The 15,577-nt window shown below is 72.9% G+C and carries 11 protein-coding genes; 6 read left to right on the top strand and 5 right to left on the bottom strand.

The window, feature by feature from the left end; genetic code table 11:
• The first annotated feature begins 69 nt into the window (after positions 1–69).
• Positions 70–789 (top strand): alpha/beta hydrolase, encoded by a 720-nt coding sequence (locus ACIQR3_RS19780; RefSeq protein WP_403540482.1) that lies wholly within the window; start codon positions 70–72, stop codon positions 787–789.
• Between the two features lie 155 nt (positions 790–944).
• Here ACIQR3_RS19780 and ACIQR3_RS19775 read toward each other — a convergent pair whose 3' ends face one another.
• The gene (locus ACIQR3_RS19775) at positions 945–1,913 is read right to left on the bottom strand and encodes an alpha/beta hydrolase (protein WP_403540481.1); all 969 of its coding nucleotides are present in this window, start codon (positions 1,911–1,913) and stop codon (positions 945–947) included.
• Between the two features lie 175 nt (positions 1,914–2,088).
• Between ACIQR3_RS19775 and ACIQR3_RS19770 the strand changes: the two genes are divergently transcribed.
• Together ACIQR3_RS19770 and ACIQR3_RS19765 are read left to right on the top strand one after the other, a co-directional pair.
• Positions 2,089–2,568, top strand: coding sequence for a MarR family winged helix-turn-helix transcriptional regulator (locus tag ACIQR3_RS19770; RefSeq protein WP_403540478.1), 480 nt, complete (start codon positions 2,089–2,091; stop codon positions 2,566–2,568).
• Positions 2,569–2,947: 379 nt separating this feature from the next.
• The gene (locus ACIQR3_RS19765; protein WP_403540476.1) at positions 2,948–4,621 is read left to right on the top strand and encodes a PHP domain-containing protein; all 1,674 of its coding nucleotides are present in this window, start codon (positions 2,948–2,950) and stop codon (positions 4,619–4,621) included.
• A gap of 495 nt (positions 4,622–5,116) precedes the next feature.
• Here ACIQR3_RS19765 and ACIQR3_RS19760 read toward each other — a convergent pair whose 3' ends face one another.
• Both ACIQR3_RS19760 and ACIQR3_RS19755 read right to left on the bottom strand, forming a co-directional pair.
• The gene (locus tag ACIQR3_RS19760; protein WP_403540473.1) at positions 5,117–6,166 is read right to left on the bottom strand and encodes an SPFH domain-containing protein; all 1,050 of its coding nucleotides are present in this window, start codon (positions 6,164–6,166) and stop codon (positions 5,117–5,119) included.
• A 4-nt stretch (positions 6,167–6,170) separates the two neighbouring features.
• Positions 6,171–6,602: an NfeD family protein gene (locus ACIQR3_RS19755; protein ID WP_403540471.1), complete on the bottom strand. Its 432-nt coding sequence runs from the start codon at positions 6,600–6,602 to the stop codon at positions 6,171–6,173.
• A 485-nt stretch (positions 6,603–7,087) separates the two neighbouring features.
• Between ACIQR3_RS19755 and ACIQR3_RS19750 the strand changes: the two genes are divergently transcribed.
• Positions 7,088–9,151, top strand: a complete 2,064-nt coding sequence (locus ACIQR3_RS19750; protein ID WP_403540468.1) for a GAF domain-containing SpoIIE family protein phosphatase — start codon at positions 7,088–7,090, stop codon at positions 9,149–9,151.
• Between the two features lie 142 nt (positions 9,152–9,293).
• Here the strand turns inward: ACIQR3_RS19750 and ACIQR3_RS19745 are convergent, their stop codons facing one another.
• The gene (locus tag ACIQR3_RS19745; RefSeq protein ID WP_403540466.1) at positions 9,294–10,763 is read right to left on the bottom strand and encodes an MFS transporter; all 1,470 of its coding nucleotides are present in this window, start codon (positions 10,761–10,763) and stop codon (positions 9,294–9,296) included.
• Between the two features lie 251 nt (positions 10,764–11,014).
• On the opposite strand from ACIQR3_RS19745, the gene ACIQR3_RS19740 reads away from it, so the two are divergent.
• Positions 11,015–11,638 (top strand): TetR/AcrR family transcriptional regulator, encoded by a 624-nt coding sequence (locus ACIQR3_RS19740; protein ID WP_403540464.1) that lies wholly within the window; start codon positions 11,015–11,017, stop codon positions 11,636–11,638.
• Positions 11,639–11,880: 242 nt separating this feature from the next.
• Complete coding sequence (locus ACIQR3_RS19735) at positions 11,881–14,178, top strand: family 78 glycoside hydrolase catalytic domain (RefSeq protein WP_403540462.1); 2,298 nt, start codon at positions 11,881–11,883, stop codon at positions 14,176–14,178.
• Positions 14,179–14,246: 68 nt separating this feature from the next.
• On the opposite strand, the gene ACIQR3_RS19730 is transcribed toward ACIQR3_RS19735, so the two are convergent.
• Positions 14,247–15,452, bottom strand: coding sequence for an IS110 family transposase (locus ACIQR3_RS19730; protein ID WP_403540460.1), 1,206 nt, complete (start codon positions 15,450–15,452; stop codon positions 14,247–14,249).
• Positions 15,453–15,577: the final 125 nt, after the last annotated feature.

The following is a 15,577-nucleotide window of genomic DNA, read 5'->3' as shown; positions in this document are numbered from 1 at the left end:
CTCCGGGGTCACGGTCGGGCGACAGGTCGTCCGGGAGCGCCGCCCCGAGCACTCCCGAAAGGCACGACCGTGCACTTCACTTCCGAACAGCACCTCGACGACGGCGTCCTCGAACGCGAATTCACCCTCGGCGCCATCCCCGGCACCCTGTGGACGCCTGGACCGGCACCGGCCCCGCTGATCCTGATGGCCCACAACAACGGCCTGCCCAAGCGGGACGGCCGGCTGGTGGCCCGGGCCCGGCACTCCGCGGCCCACGGCTACGCGGTGGCCACCATCGATGCCGCCGGATGCGGCGACCGGCCCCGTTCCGCCGCCGACGAGCAGGCCCGCGCCGACCTCCGCCGGGCGATGCGGGCCGGCGAGCCGGTCGACGGGATCTTCGAGTCCTTCATCGGCCCGCTGGTCGACAAAGCGGCCCCGGAATGGCGGACCACCCTGGACGCCCTGCTCTCACTGCCCGGGATCGGCGGACCGGTCGGGTACTCCGGGTGGACCGCCCTCGGCATTCGGCTGGTGGTGACCGAGCCCCGCATCGCGGCCGCCGGCTTCTTCGCCGGGGGCTACGTGCCCCGCGCCCAGCGCGAGGAGGCCCGGCAGGTCGGCGTTCCGCTGCTGTTCCTGCTGCAGTGGGACGACGAAGGCAACCCCCGGCAGCGGGCCCTCGACCTGTTCGACTCCTTCGGTACCAGGGAGAAGACGCTGCACGCCAATCTGGGCGGGCACACCGGCACCCCGTGGTTCGAGGTGGAGGACGGGGACCGGTTCTTCGGCCGGCACCTGAGGTGAGACCGGGACGCCGGGCCGGCGGCGGACGACAGGCGCTGCCGGCCGGGCGGTGGGCCGGGCACCGGTGATGCCGCTCTCCGACCCGGTGCGCGTACGCACGCGCCGCCCCGGCCGGCGGTACCGCCGGCCGGGGCGGCTGGCCGGGGCGGCTGGGCTCAGCCGGTGGCGAGTGTGGTGCGCAGGACGGTGACGGCCTGGGTGATGGCGGCCTCGGCGGCGTGGGTCTCGCGCAGGGCGTCGAGCATCACGAAGTCGTGGATGATGCCCTGGTAGCGGACGGCCGTGACAGCCACGCCGGCCTCGCGCAGCTTGGCCGCGTAGGCCTCGCCCTCGTCGCGCAGGACGTCGGCCTCGGCGGTGATGACCAGGGCCGGGGGCAGGCCGGTGAGCTGCTCGGTGGTGGCGCGCAGCGGGGAGGCGGTGATCTGGGCGCGTTCGGTCTCGTCGGTCGTGTACTGGTCCCAGAACCACTGCATGCCGTCGCGGCGCAGGAAGTAGCCGGTGGCGAACTGGTGGTAGGAGCCGGTGTCGCAGCTCGCGTCGGTCACCGGGTAGAACAGCACCTGCTGCACGAGCGGGACGTCCCCGCGTTCCTTGGCCATCAGGGTGAGGGCGGCGCTCATGTTGCCGCCGACCGAGTCGCCGGCCACCGCGAGGCGGGCGGCGTCCAGGTCGTGGGCGGCGCCCTCGGTGACGATCCAGCGGGCGACGGCGTAGTTCTGCTCGATGGCGACCGGGTAGCGGGCCTCGGGCGAGAGGTCGTACTCGGGGAAGACGACGGCCGCCCCGGCGCCGACGGCGAGTTCGCGGACCAGGCGGTCGTGGGTGTGGGCGTTGCCGAAGACCCAGCCGGCGCCGTGGATGTAGAGGATCACCGGGAGGGTGCCCCCGGCGCCGGCGGGGCGGACGATCCGGGCCCGGACGGAACCGGTCGGGCCGCCCTCGACGGTGATCCACTCCTCGTCCACCGCCGGCTTGGCGATGTCACCGGACTGCACCTCGTCCACCGCCTTGCGGCCCTCGGCCGGCGGAAGGTCGAACAGGTAGGGCGGGTTCGAGGTCGCCTCGGCGAAGGCCTGGGCGGCGGGCTCCAGGACGGGGCGGGCGGGGGTTGCGTCGCTCATGACGGACTCCTCGGTTCAGGTGTGCCGCCGGAAGACCTCGCCGGCGGAATCGCCGGGAAGCGGCGGCACACCAGGAAAGTAGCGCGCTATTTAGTCGTGCGCAACTCATTGGCGCTCGATGGAAACCCGATAAGATGCTCGTGCCGTGAACCGTGCCCGACCCGGGAGCCGCACCGTGCGCACGACCCCGCCCGAACCGCCCTCGTCCCCGCAGGGGTCCCTCCTCCTGGACGACCAGCTGTGCTTCGCCCTGTACGCCGCCTCCCGCGCGGTCACCGCGCGCTACCGCCCGCTGCTCGACGCACTCGGCCTGACCTACCCGCAGTACCTCGTCCTGCTGGTGCTGTGGGAGCGGGACTCGATCTCCGTGCGGGACCTGGGCGCGGCGCTCCAGCTGGAGTCCAGCACCCTCTCCCCGCTGCTGAAGCGCCTGGAGGCGGCCGGCCTGCTGCGCCGCGAGCGCCGCACCGACGACGAACGCTCCGTCGCCATCCGCCTCACCGACGCCGGGGCCGCCCTCCGGGACCGGGCCGCCGACGTCCCGCTCGCCATCGGTGACGCCATGGGGCTCACGCCCGAACAGGACGCCACGGCCAAGCAACTGCTGCGACTGCTCACGGCCAACGTGTCCGGCCGGGGCCGGGCCCAAGGGTAGCGAGGGCGGGCGGGGCAGGCCGTCCGTCCGGCGGGCGGTGCCGTACCGGGCCGGGCCCGGGGCGATGGGTGGTGTCCAGCGTTCCGGGACGGGCACGCCCCGCGGTGCCGGTGCCGGTGCCATGGTCCGGGTACGGCTCCGCCGAAGGACACTCGGGGGGTCGCTCGGCCATCTGGTGTACGCCGGTTCGTCATGACGGCTTCCCGTGGCCGTACCACGGTCGCGGCATCGTCCAGCGGGTGGGCGACGAGAGGCCGGCCGGGGGTGTGGGTGCCCGACGTACCGGGTGACGGAAGGCCGGCACCCGCGCGGGGTGCGGGGCCGCGTCCGGCCCGCCCCTTCGTCGCCGCACCGGCACATCCGAACAGCAGAGGACCTCATGACCGAGCAGCAGTTGCCCTCCTGGGCCGACCCGTCCGTCTCCCCCGCCGGACTCGACGCACAGGGCATCTCCCGGCGTCGGCTCCTGCGGCGGGCGGGCCTGTTCGGCACCGCGTTCGCCCTCGCGCCGGCCGCTCCCGCCCTGGCCGCCGGCGGCGGACGGAGCCGGCTCGGCGGCGAGGATCCGCGCCTGGCCTACCTGGTCGGTGACCACCACGTGCACTCCGTCTACAGCCATGACGCCAAGTACACGTTCTCCCAACTGGCCGCCGCGGGCGCCCGGTACGGCCTGGACTGGATGGTGTTCACCGAACACTCCAACGTCGGCCACGCCGAGTACGGGGCGGCGCTGGAACACCGGGAGATCCTCGCGGCACGGGCCGAGAACCCGCGTCAGCTGATCTTCCAGGGCCTGGAGTGGTACATCCCGGCCGCCGAGCACGCCACCGTCTTCGTCGCCCCGGGCCGCCACGAGGTCGACCTGCTCACCCGGTTCGAGCGGCTCTACGACGGCAAGCTGCTCGGCTACGACAAGGGCGGCGCCGCCGACACCGACACCGCCCGCAACGAGGCGCACGCCGTCGCGGCGCTGAAGTGGCTGGCCCGGCAGCGCCGTTCCGGCTACGTCGACGACGTGCTGGCCTTCGCCAACCACCCGCTGCGCCTCGGCATCGACTCCCCGCACGAGTTGCGCGCCTGGCGGGACGCCGCCGAGGGGATCATGGTCGGTATGGAGGGGTCCCCCGGCGCCCAGGGCGCGGCGATCCCCGGTCTGCGGGGAGCCGGCTCGGTGCGCGGCGAGTACGAGAACAAGCCGTCGGCGCAGTCCTGGTCCGGCTACCCGGCGAACGCCTACGTCACCTACGGCGGTTTCGACTGGGCGACCGCGACCGTCGGCGGGCTGTGGGACTCGATGCTGGCCGAGGGCCGGCTGTTCTCGGTCACCGCCAACTCCGACGCCCACCGCGTCGTCCACGACACCCTGCGCAACGGCGACTGGGCGCCCGGCCGGAACTTCGACAACACCGGTAAGCTGCCCGACCCGGTCGAGACGGGCACGGCGCAGGCGGGCAGCGACTTCTGGCCGGGCCAGTTCAGCCGTACCCACGTCGGTGTCACCCGTTACGGGTACCGGCCGGTGATGGCGGGGCTGCGCGCCGGGCGGGTCTGGGTGGACCACGGGCACCTGCTGGACGGCCTGGAGGTACGGGTGCGGCGGGCCGGGGACCACGGCCGCGGGGTGACCCTGGGCGGCCGGCTGCGGGTGCGCCGCGGTGAGCGGCTCGTCCTCGACATCACCGTGACCGGCGCCTCACGCCCCAACCCGCACGGTGTACTGCCGGAACTCGCCCACGTGGACGTCATCCGGGGTACGGTACGCGGCCCGGTCGCCGATCGGGACGACTGGCGGGCCCCTGACACCCGGGTGGTGCGCACCGAGGACGTCACCGGCCGCACGGGAACCTGCACCCTGCGCGTCCCGCTGACCGCCGGTGCGGAGTCGTTCTACGTCCGGCTGCGCGGCAGTGACGGCAACCGGCACGCGGCGGGCCTGCTCGGTGCCTCCGTCGACCCGCACGGGCCGGTGGCGCACACCCCCGGTGACGGCGATCCGTGGGCCGACACCTGGTTCTACTCCAACCCGGTGTTCGTGGACGTGGTGGGCTCCTGACGGCTCGCACGCCAGCACGTTCCTACGGCGTGAGGTGGTCCCGGGCATGCACTCCTTCTCCGAGACGGGGCACCCGGAGGAGGCGTGGGGGCCGCCGACGCGCGGGCGCGGGCGGTCCGGTCGAGGTGCGCGACGTCCGCGGCGTGGACGACGCCGGGCTCGCCGTCCCGCCCGCCGCGTCGCCCGGGTGACCGACGTGGCCGGCCTTCCGGAACCGTCGGGCGGGGGTCCGTCTCACAGCGCGTTCCGAGCACTCGCCCAGCGCGGGGAGAAGCCGCGCCTCTGACGTCCCTCGGCGTCCTCGGCCTCGGCCGGCAGTACCCGCATGGGTTGGATGGCCCACTAACTCCGGCTGCACCACCGCGAACTCCGGCGGCTCGGCCCCCGCCGAGGTCCCGACGCGGAGGCACCGGCGCCGGCGGTGCGGGCGGGGGCGGAGGCACTCCGCCGAGCGACGCGCCCAGCGGTACGGCGGCTCCGTCCGCCTCGGCCTCCTCATGACGTCCGCGGGCGACCGGAGGTGAAGCTCTCCGCCGGTGTGGCGCCGTCGGCCTCGGCCGCGTCGGCGAGCGCCTCGGCGGCGGCCTCCGCCGCCCGCGCCGTGTCGTTCGCGGCCTGAGCGGACGTGTCACCGTCGGAGGGCTTGCCTCGGGTGGCCGGAGACGGTGGCAGCACCTCGCTGAAGGCCCGGGACACGCCTTGCAGCGCTGCGGTGATCTCGCTGGGGATCACCCAGAAGTTGTTGCCCTGTCCCTGCGCGAGCTGCGGCAGGGCCTGGAGGTACTGGTAGGCGAGGAGTTTCGGGTCGGGATCGTTGCGGTGCACCGCCTGGAACACCTCGTCGACGGCCCGGGACTGGCCCTCGGCCTGGAGGATCGCGGCCGTCCGGTTGCCCTCCGCGCGCAGGACGGCGGCCTGCTTGTCCCCCTCCGCCGTGAGGATCTGTGACTGGCGCTGTCCCTCGGCGCCGAGAATCGCGGCCCGCTTGTCCCGCTCGGCGCGCATCTGCTTCTGCATCGCGTCCTTGATGGACTGCGGCGGATCGATGGCCTTGATCTCCACCCGGTTGACCCGCAGCCCCCACTTGCCCGTGGCTTCGTCCAGGACGCCCCGGAGCTGGCTGTTGATCGTGTCGCGGGACGTGAGGGTCTTTTCGAGGTCCATGGACCCGACGACATTGCGCAGGGTGGTGACCGTGAGCTGCTCGACGCCTTGCAGGAAATTGGCGATCTCGTAGAACGCCGCGCGCGGGTCGGTGACCTGGAAGTACAGGACGGTGTCGATCTCGACGACCAGGTTGTCCTCGGTGATGACCGGCTGCGGTCGGAACGAGACCACCTGTTCCCGCAGATCGATCAACGGGTGCACCCGGTCGATGTAGGGAATGACGACGCTGAGGCCGGGGTTCAGGGTCCGGTGATAACGGCCGAGCCGCTCGACGTTGCGGGCCCGCGCCTGCGGCACGATACGTACGGCCCGGACCAGAGTGAAGATCACGACGATGGCGACGATCAGGCCGACGACAAGAGCAGCTGAGATGTCCATCGCTTCAGTCCCGTGGGTAGACGAGCGCCGTGGCGCCCCTGATCTCGATGACGTCGACGGTCGTTCCGGCCGAGATCACCAGCGTCTCGTCGTAGGAGCGGGCCGTCCACTCCTCACCGTCGATGCGCACCCGGCCGTCGGCCCCCGTCACTTCCGTGAGGACACGGGCGGGCTTGCCGACCAGCGCGTCGGTGCCGAACCGCGCCGGTTGCGGCTGGAGAACATGGCGCAGCGCGAGGGGGCGGACGAACAGCAAGGTGGCCGCGGAGAGAACGCCGAACGCCAGGAACTGGAAAGGCAGTGGCAGCCCGATCGCCGCGAGTCCAGCGGTGACCAGCGCGGCCACGCCCAGCATGCCGAGCGCGGCGGTGAGAGTGAAGATCTCCACGACGACCAGGCCCGCCGCGATGATCAACCAGATCAGCCAGGGATCCATGGCGCGCCCCTCACCGGTCGGGGTATGCGTGCGACTCGACGACTGGCGACGTCGGCCCGCGAAGGCCGGAAAGGCCAGAAAGATCAGAGAACGCACCTTTTCCTTTACTTCATGCTCCCTCCTCACGCGGTGAAAGCGAAGCGACGGCTGCGGCCGGCCGTCGGACCGCAGCCTCCGCTCGGCCTCTTTCGCCCCCGTCGCGGGTGATGTGCCGTCGCGCCGATTCGGGCGTAGTGTCCGCATATGGGCGATGTTCGGTACGGCTGGTGCGGTGCGGCCCTGCCAGAGTCGGCCGGGCTCGGCGGCTGCCGCCGCTGCCGTTGTCCAGCGCGCCGGCCGGCACGGTGCCGTCGGCCTGTCGTATGCGCCGCGCGGGCAGGGGAAGACGCGCGGGGTTCCCGGCGGCCGGCACCCGGCGCGGACGGGTGGGGCGCACCTGTCCGGGTTCTCGCCTCACCCCGCGTGCGGGGGCGGGTGGGGACCTGATGGACACCGCGATGACAGCCGTGCTCCGGGAGAGCGGCGCGTTCGGCGGGCTGCTGTACGTGCTGCCGCCGGACGGGGAGGCGCTGTGGCTGGTGATGGTGGCGGGGGCTCCGCACGAGATCACGACCCCGTGGAGGCGGATCGCGCTGACCGATCCCATGCCGGTGGCGGACGCGGTGCGCGAACGGCGGCTGGTCTGGGTCGGCGGTCAGGAGGAGATGGCGCGCCGCTATCCCCGGCCCGCGCTCGTCCTGCCGTACAAGTTCGCGCTGGCCGCCACCCCGGTCGCCTCCGGCACCGCGATCCAGGGCGGGCTGGTGCTGCTCTTCTCCGGGAACCACCCGCCGCTGCTGAGCCGGGACGAGCGCGACGCCGTCGCTACCGGCAGCGACCGCCTGGGGGACCTCCTGCGACAGGCCGCGGACCGCGGTGACCCGATGCTGCCCGTCGACCGGCCGCGCCTGCTGCCGCCCCCGGCCGGGCGCACCCCCTCCCCCGCCGAGGCGTCGGCGGTCGCGGCCTTCCTCGACCGGCTGCCGGGAGGATCCTGCGCGCTGGACACGCACGGCCGTTTCACCTTCGTCACCCCGGCCGCCGCCGCTCTCCTCGGCGGCGACGCCGACGATCTGGTGGGTTCCCTGCCCTGGGAGGCGCTGCCGTGGATGGACGTCCCGCAGGTGGAGGACCGCTACCGGGCCGCGCTGGTCAGCCGGCAGCCCCAGGCGTTCACCGTCCTGCGCCCCCCGGACCTGTGGCTGGCCTTCGAGCTGTACCCGGATTCCTCCGGTGTCAGTGTCCGCGTCACCCGCAGCGGACCGTCCGAGGACACCGCCTCCGCACGGCCCGTGCCGACCGCGGGTCCCAGCCGTGCCGCCGTGCTGTACCACCTGATGCACCTGGCCTCCACCCTCACCGAGGCCGTCGGGGCGCGGGACGTGGCCGAGCAGGCCGCCGACCAGCTGCTGCCCGCGCTGGGTGCGCAGGCCATGGTGCTGATGACCGGCGAGGAGGGCCGCCTCAGGATCGTCGGTCACCGCGGTTTCCGTCCCGAGCTGATGGACCGCTACGACGCCCTTCCCCTGGGATCGGACATTCCCGGCGCCAAGGTCCTGGCCACCGGTGTACCGGAGTTCTTCACGAGCTTCGAGGAGGTCCGGAGCGCCTACCCGTCCACCGTGCACGAGGACGGGATGGCGTCATGGGCCTTCCTCCCGCTGATCGCCTCAGGCCGTCCCATCGGCTCGCTCCTCCTCGCCTACCGACGGCGCCATGTCTTCCCGCCCGGCGAACGCGCCGTGCTGATGTCACTGGCCGGTCTGGTCGGCCAGGCCCTGGACCGCGCCCGGCTCTACGACGCCAAACACCGTCTCGCCCACCGCCTGCAGTCCGCCCTGCTGCCGCACACGCTGCCCCGCGTCCCCGGCCTGAGAGTCGCCGCCCGCTATCTCCCGGCTGCCCTGGGGGTGGGCGTCGGCGGCGACTTCTACGACCTCATCCACCTCGACACCCGCACCGCCGGCGCCACCATCGGCGACGTGCAGGGGCACAACGTCGACGCCGCCGCCCTCATGGGGCAGGTCCGCACCGCCGTCCACGCCCACGCCACCGTGGGCGCCTCCCCCGACAGCGTGCTGGCGCGCACCAACCGCCTGCTCACGGACCTCGACCCCGGCCTGTTCACCAGTTGTGTCTACGTCCACCTGGATCTCGCCAGCCACCGGGCGTGCCTGGCCACCGCCGGACACCCGCCGCCCCTGCTGCGCCACACCGACGGACGCACCGAACTCCTGCGCGTGCCCCCCGGTCTCCTGCTCGGCGTCGAACCCGACTCCCTGTACCCGACCCGGGAGTTCGCCCTGCCACCGGGCTGTGTGCTCGCCCTGTACACCGACGGCCTCGTCGAGGCCCCCGGTGTCGATCCCGACGACGCGACGGCGGCCCTGGCCGGACTGCTGGAACAGGCCGATCCCACCGACCTCGACGTCATGGCCGACTCCCTCATCCGGCACGCCCCCACCCCGGGCGACGACATCGCCCTCCTCCTCATCAGCCCCGAACGCTGAACGACGGCCGGCACGGCGCCCCAGGTGGTGGTCCGAGGTGTTGTCCCGCCGGGCGGCCCGGAGCGGTCCACGCGGGGTGACCAGGCGCCGCGGCGTCCGGTCACCCCTTGCCGAGCCGGCCGGTCCCGTCGCCTCGCTCCGCTCAGGCGGGAACCGCGTCGTCGGCCTCCGGGTCGCGCAGCGGGGGAATGAACAAGGAGAGCGCCAGGGCCAGGAGCGTGACGAGGGCACCGAGCCAGAAGACCCACGCGTACCCGGCGTCCTGGTAGAACGCGGTGCCGTCGACCACGGTGCTGTGCGCGTTGAGCAGGGCGTACGCGCCCGCGGTGACGATGGCGCCGAACAGGCTGATGAGCATGTTGAGCATGCCGCTGCCGAGCCCCTGTTCCTCGGGCGAGACGACACCGACCACGAGCACCGGCGCTCCCGCGACGACGACGCCCGAGCCGATGTTGGCGACGCAGGACGTCAGGGCCAGTTCGAGCTCGCCGCCGTGGAAGAAGCCCACGAGTGTGTAGCCGAGTGCCATGACCACGAGCCCGGCGATCCACACCGTGCGCGGGTCCAGGTGCCGCAGGAAGCGGCTGACCAGGAGACCGGTGCCGAACATCACCAGGTTCCAGCTGATGCTGACCACGGCGTTGTGCTGGGCTGTCCAGCCCAGGCCGGCGGAGACACCGGGGATGTGCGGGAAGAGGGCGAGCAGGATGGCCAGGCCCGGCATGGTGAACGCGACCGTCTGGGCGAGGCCGCCCGCGGTGAGCGCCAGAGCCACGGGACGGCGGCGCAGCACGCGCAGGTCCAGGATCGGGTGGGCGTGGGCCCGCTCGACGAACAGGAAGACGACCAGGGCCGCGGTTCCGGCGGCGAGCCAGCCGAGCGTCCTGGCGTCCGCCCAGCCCCAGCTCTGCCCCTGGCCGACGGCGTAGACCACGGCGGTCAGACCGCCGCCCAGCACCAGGCCGCCGAGCCAGTCGAAGCCCGCCGCGGAGGCGTACCGCGGTGTCCGCGGCACCAGCAGCGCGACCAGCAGGAAGGCGACGGCGGTGGCGACGGCGAGGAACCAGAGGGCGCCCCGGTAACCCCAGTTGTCGACGAGCCGACCCGCCAGGAACGGTGTGCCGACGGCCACCAGGCCGACGCTGCTGCCCATGATGCCGCTGGCCGGCTTGACCAGCCGGGGCGGGAAGATGTCCCGGACCGCGGCGAAGGAGAGGGCGCCGAAGGGACCGTAGAACCCGGCGACGGCCCGGCCGACCAGCACCAGCCAGAACTCCCCGGCCAGGGCCGCCAGGGCCTCTCCGCCGGCGCCCAGCGCCATCATGACCAGCATGACGCGCTTCCTGCCGTACAGGTCGCCCAGTTTGATGGCGAACGGCGTGAGGAGGGTGGACGCCAGCGTGAGGGTCAGGCCGAACCACGCGACCTGAGTGGTGTGGAAGCTCTGGGCGACGCTCGCGGTGGCGTTGGCACCAAGGATCCCGCCCGCGGCCAGCAACTGGGTGGGCCAGGCGAGAGCGATCAGCACCGCGACCAGGCGGAGGTTCCATCGTCCACCCGGCTCGGCAGGGGGCGCGGTGTCGAGTGAGGGGCTTGGCGACGTCGATGTCATGCCAGCCCTCCTTTCACGGAGGTGCCGAAGAGGAAATGTGAGGCGCTGTGGGGGGGGGCGAAGGGACCGGCCGCCGTTCGGACGGCGTTCACGGGGGCGGTCACCAGGCGGCGATCCGTCGTCGCGTGACGTTGATGATGACCCGAACACTTAGTGCACGCTAGGTTTTGGAAGTGTGACCCACGTCACCCAGCGACGGCTGTGGACGGGCTGTCTCCGGCACCCCGCACCGCCCCCGGTACCGTTCTGCCATGGCGACACCCAGGGGGCCGCGCGGCGGCTACACGGCAGGCCGGGCCCGGCGCGTCCAGATCCTCGAGGCGGCACTGCTCCGCTTCGGACAGGACGGCTACCGGAAGACCTCCCTGGCCCGCATCGCCCGGGACGCGGAGATCACCGACGCCGGGCTGCTGCACCACTTCCGCGACAAGCAGCAGCTCCTGCTGGCCGTCGTCGAGTACTGGCACGAGCGCATGGACGTCCAGTGGCAGCGGGTCTCCGAGTCGGTGCGGGACGCCTTCCGCTGCCACCTGGAGGACACCGCCGAGACCCTCACCATGCCGGGCATGGTGGAACTCGCCGTGGTGATCGCCGCCGAGGCGACCGCCCCCGACCACCCGGCCCACGACTTCTTCGCCCGCTGGCAGGAGAAGGGCGTGAAGGAGCTCGCGGATCGGCTGCGCGCCGGCAGCCACAACGGTGAACTCGTGCCGGACCTGGATCACGACTGCATCGCCCGCGAGTGCGCGGCCCTGGACGCCGGGCTGCGCCAGCAGTGGCTCGCCGGCGGCCGGTCCTTCGACCTGGTCGCGGTGATGCGGGCCCACCTCGACCGGCTCATGCGCTCCATCTCCGCCGACGGCCAGGGGCTGTAGCGACAGCCGCCGGCCAGCAGGGCGCAAGCGTGCCCCCTTGACGTTGTCATGCGCACGTCCATAAGGGCCGCACCTCGACCGGGAAATCGCCACATCCCGCCGACAGCACACATCCTGTGGCTCACATCACACACGTAAAGACCTAGCGTTCACTAGGTTTTGGCGCGCATGATCGAGCCTGCTCATCTCCGTCCCACGGAGCCGCCCACCTGACACCGGCGCCCACGCGCTGAGGACCCGACATGCCGCATCCCTGGACCGCCCGCGTCATCACCCCTCACCGACAGCCGGAGCCGCCCGCCACGGCCGCCCGGCCGGCTGCTCTGCTGCGCACCGAGTTCACCGCGCGGAGCGCGGTCGCGGCCGCCCGCCTCCACGTCACCGCGCTGGGCGTGTACGAGCTGGAACTCAACGGCACCGTGGTCGGCGACCACGTGCTCGCCCCCGGCTGGACCAGTTACCGCCACCGCCACCGCTACCAGGTCTTCGACGTGACCGACCTGGTCCACGAGGGCCGCAACGGCTGGGGCGCCCACCTGGCGGACGGCTGGTACCGGGGCCTGCTCGGCTTCAACGGCGGCACCCGGGACATCTACGGCACGGACACGGGCCTGCTCGCCGAGTTGCGCGTCGACTACACCGACGGCACCGCCGAGACCGTCACGACCGGCGAACACTGGCGCTGCGGGCCCTCCCCCGTCGTCGCCGCCGGCCTGTACGAGGGCGAGGAGTACGACGCCCGCCGCGAGCAGGCCGGCTTCAGCGAAGCGGGCTTCGACGACTCGGCCTGGGAGCCGGTGCGCGTCCTGGAGTTCGACACGGCCGTGCTCTTCCCCGCCGACAGCCCGCCGGTGCGGCGGATCGAGTCCGTCGCCCCCGTCGCCGTCACCACCTCGCCGGCCGGCCGTACCGTCGTCGACTTCGGGCAGAACCTCGTCGGCCGGCTGCGCATCCGGGTCCGCGGCGAGGCCGGCCGCACCGTCACGCTGCGCCACGCCGAGGTCCTGGAGGACGGCGAACTGTGCACGCGCCCGCTGCGGCACGCCACCGCCACCGACCGCTACACCCTGCGCGGCGCCCCGGAGGGCGAGGAGTGGGAACCCCGCTTCACCTTCCACGGCTTCCGCTACGCCGAGATCGACGGCTGGCCGGGCCCGCTCGACCCGGCCGACGTCACCGCCGTGGTGCTCCACAGCGATCTGCGCCGCACGGGCTGGTTCTCCTGCTCCGACGCCTCCTTGACCCGGCTGCACGAGAACGTGGTGTGGGGAATGCGCGGCAACTTCGTCGACGTGCCCACCGACTGCCCGCAGCGCGACGAGCGGCTCGGCTGGACCGGCGACGTCCAGGTCTTCGCCCCCACCGCGGCCTTCCTCTACGACGTGCGCGACCTGCTGCGGTCCTGGCTGCGCGACCTGGCCGCCGACCAGGGCGACGACCCGCGGGGGGTGCCGCCGGTGTTCAGCCCCGACATCCCGGTGATCACTCCCGTGCCGCTGCCGCCCGGGAACCCCCCGATGACCGGCTGGTGCGACGCCGCCGTCATCGTGCCCTGGGTCCTGTACGAGCGCTACGGGGACACCGAGGTGCTGCGCGCCCAGTACCCCTCGATGCGCGCCTGGATCGACGCGGTCGACCGGCTGGCCGGCCCCGGCCGGATCTGGGGCGAGGGCTTCCAGTTCGGTGACTGGCTGGACCCCACCGCCCCGGCGGACGATCCCGGGCGGGCGATGACCCCCTCCGCCCTTGTCGCCACGGCCTACTTCGCGCACTCCTGCCGGCTGCTGGCGCGCACCGCGCACCTGCTGGCGAAGACGGACGACGCCGAGCACTACCACGCTCTGGCCGACTCCGTCCGCGACGCCTTCCGCGGCCGCTTCCACGCCGGCGGCGGACGGCTGACGGAGGAGACCCAGACCGCCTACGCCCTCGCCCTGTGCTTCCGGCTGCTGGAGGACGACGCCGAACGCGCCGAGGCCGGACGCAGGCTGGCCGGCCTGGTGGCCGAGGGAGACCACCGCATCGGCACCGGGTTCCTCGGCACCCCGCTGGTGTGCGAGGCGCTCACCGACACCGGACACGTGGAGACCGCCTACCGGCTGCTGACCCAGCGGGCCTGCCCGTCCTGGCTGTACCAGGTCGACATGGGCGCCACCACCGTCTGGGAACGCTGGGACAGCATGCTCCCCGACGGCAGCGTCAACCCCGGTGAGATGACCTCCTTCAACCACTACGCGTTCGGCGCCGTCGCCGACTGGATCCACCGCACCGTCGCCGGCCTGGCACCCGCCGCACCGGGCTACCGCCGGCTCCTGGTCCGGCCCCGTCCCGGCGCCGGCCTCACCTGGGCGCGGGCCGCGCACGAGACGCCGTACGGCCGGGCCGAGACCGGCTGGCGGCTCGACGCCGGGACGCTGCGGGTCGACCTCCTCGTGCCGCCGGGGGTCAGCGCGCGGGTCGAACTCCCGGGCGCGGAGCCCGTGGAGGTGGGCCACGGCCGGCACGCCTTCGACACCCCGTTCCCGCCGGACCCACGGTGACGCCCGCCGGCCCGGCTGCCTGTCCCGATCCGCCCACCGCACCAGTACGAGGAATCTCAATGACCGTGTCAACCCGTCTGCGCGACCGGCGGGGCGGAGGTGAAGAGCCTCTTGTCGCGCAGCATCGCCCACAGCACGTCGACCCGGCGACGGGCCAGCGCCAGCAGAGCCTGGGTGTGCAGCAGCCCCTCTCCGCGCTTCTTCAGGTAGTAGTCCCGGGACGGACCGGGCCGCATCATCGAGGTCTGCGCGGCCAGGTAGAAGATGTGCCGCAGGCGCCGGTTGTACCGCTTGGGCCGGTGGTAGTTGCCGGTGCGGCGCCCGGAGTCCCGGGCGACCGGGGCCAGGCCGGCGTGGGAGGCCAGGCGGCCTGCGTCCAGATAGCCGGACAGGTCACCGACGATGGCGACGAACTCGGCACTCAGGATGGGGCCCATGCCCGGCATGGACTCGATGATCTCGGCGCGCCCGTCGGCGCGGAAGGTCTCGCGGATCTCACGGTCGTTGCCCTTGATCCGCTCGTCCAGGGCCAGCAGCTGGTGGGCAAGGTCGCAGACCAGCTTCGCGGCCCGCTGCTCGCCGGGCAGTTCGGCCGTCTGCGACTGGGCGGCCTCCACTGCCTTCGAGGCAACGGCACCAGCTCCGCGGACCTTGCGGCGTTCCAGCCAGGCAGTGAGCCGTTTGACACCGATCCGCCGCAGGGCGGCCGGGGTCTGGTACTCGGTCAGCATGACGACCGGGCCCTTGGCCGCGGAGTAGTCGAAGGCGCGCTCCAGGGCCGGGCAGATACCGACCAGCAGGTCCCGCAGCCGGTTGATCAACCGGACCCGGTCGGCGATCAGGTCGGCCCGGTAGTTGGTGAGCACCCGGAGCGTGGTGACCAGTTCGGGAGGCGTGTCCAGCCGGGCGAAGCCCTTCGGACGCATGCGTACCTGATCGGCGATGACACGCGCGTCCTTGGCATCGGTCCTGCCTTCGCCCTGGTAGGCGCCGGACATGCGGTTGACGGTGCGGCCGGGCACGTAGACAACGTGCTGGCCGTGGGTGATCAGCAGGGCCAGCAGCAGCGTCGAGGCACGTCCGGAGATGTCCACCGCCCACCGGATCTCGCCGGCCCTCTCCCGGGCGGTCTCGATGAGGGCGAGGATCTGCGACTCGTCGTTGATCACCTTCGTCGAGAACACCGTCTCGCCGTCGGCGTCGACCGCCACCGCCCAGTGATGCCCCTTGCCGGCGTCGATGCCGACCCGTATCCGCTCGTGAGACGCGCTCAAGCCCGTCGCTCCGTTCCACCGTGACCAGCATCTTCGTGGCCCGAAGAACACTCCGCCGACAGGTCCCTAACCAGCGATGACCGCAGTTCTCAATCAGTGGCCGGAGCGTCCCGAAGGACCGGGCG

This window comes from Streptomyces sp. NPDC090994, from assembly GCF_044768905.1.
Lineage (GTDB): Bacteria > Actinomycetota > Actinomycetes > Streptomycetales > Streptomycetaceae > Streptomyces.
This window is presented reverse-complemented; position numbering and strand designations above follow the sequence as displayed.

What these genes read in the sequence shown, in the direction of transcription:
- ACIQR3_RS19740 (WP_403540464.1), top strand. Translation starts at nt 11,015, where the DNA reads ATGGCGACACCCAGGGGGCCGCGCGGCGGCTACACGGCAGGCCGGGCC.
- ACIQR3_RS19775 (WP_403540481.1), bottom strand. Translation starts at nt 1,913, where the DNA reads ATGAGCGACGCAACCCCCGCCCGCCCCGTCCTGGAGCCCGCCGCCCAG.
- ACIQR3_RS19755 (WP_403540471.1), bottom strand. Translation starts at nt 6,602, where the DNA reads ATGGATCCCTGGCTGATCTGGTTGATCATCGCGGCGGGCCTGGTCGTC.
- ACIQR3_RS19750 (WP_403540468.1), top strand. Translation starts at nt 7,088, where the DNA reads ATGGACACCGCGATGACAGCCGTGCTCCGGGAGAGCGGCGCGTTCGGC.
- ACIQR3_RS19735 (WP_403540462.1), top strand. Translation starts at nt 11,881, where the DNA reads ATGCCGCATCCCTGGACCGCCCGCGTCATCACCCCTCACCGACAGCCG.
- ACIQR3_RS19760 (WP_403540473.1), bottom strand. Translation starts at nt 6,166, where the DNA reads ATGGACATCTCAGCTGCTCTTGTCGTCGGCCTGATCGTCGCCATCGTC.
- ACIQR3_RS19765 (WP_403540476.1), top strand. Translation starts at nt 2,948, where the DNA reads ATGACCGAGCAGCAGTTGCCCTCCTGGGCCGACCCGTCCGTCTCCCCC.
- ACIQR3_RS19745 (WP_403540466.1), bottom strand. Translation starts at nt 10,763, where the DNA reads ATGACATCGACGTCGCCAAGCCCCTCACTCGACACCGCGCCCCCTGCC.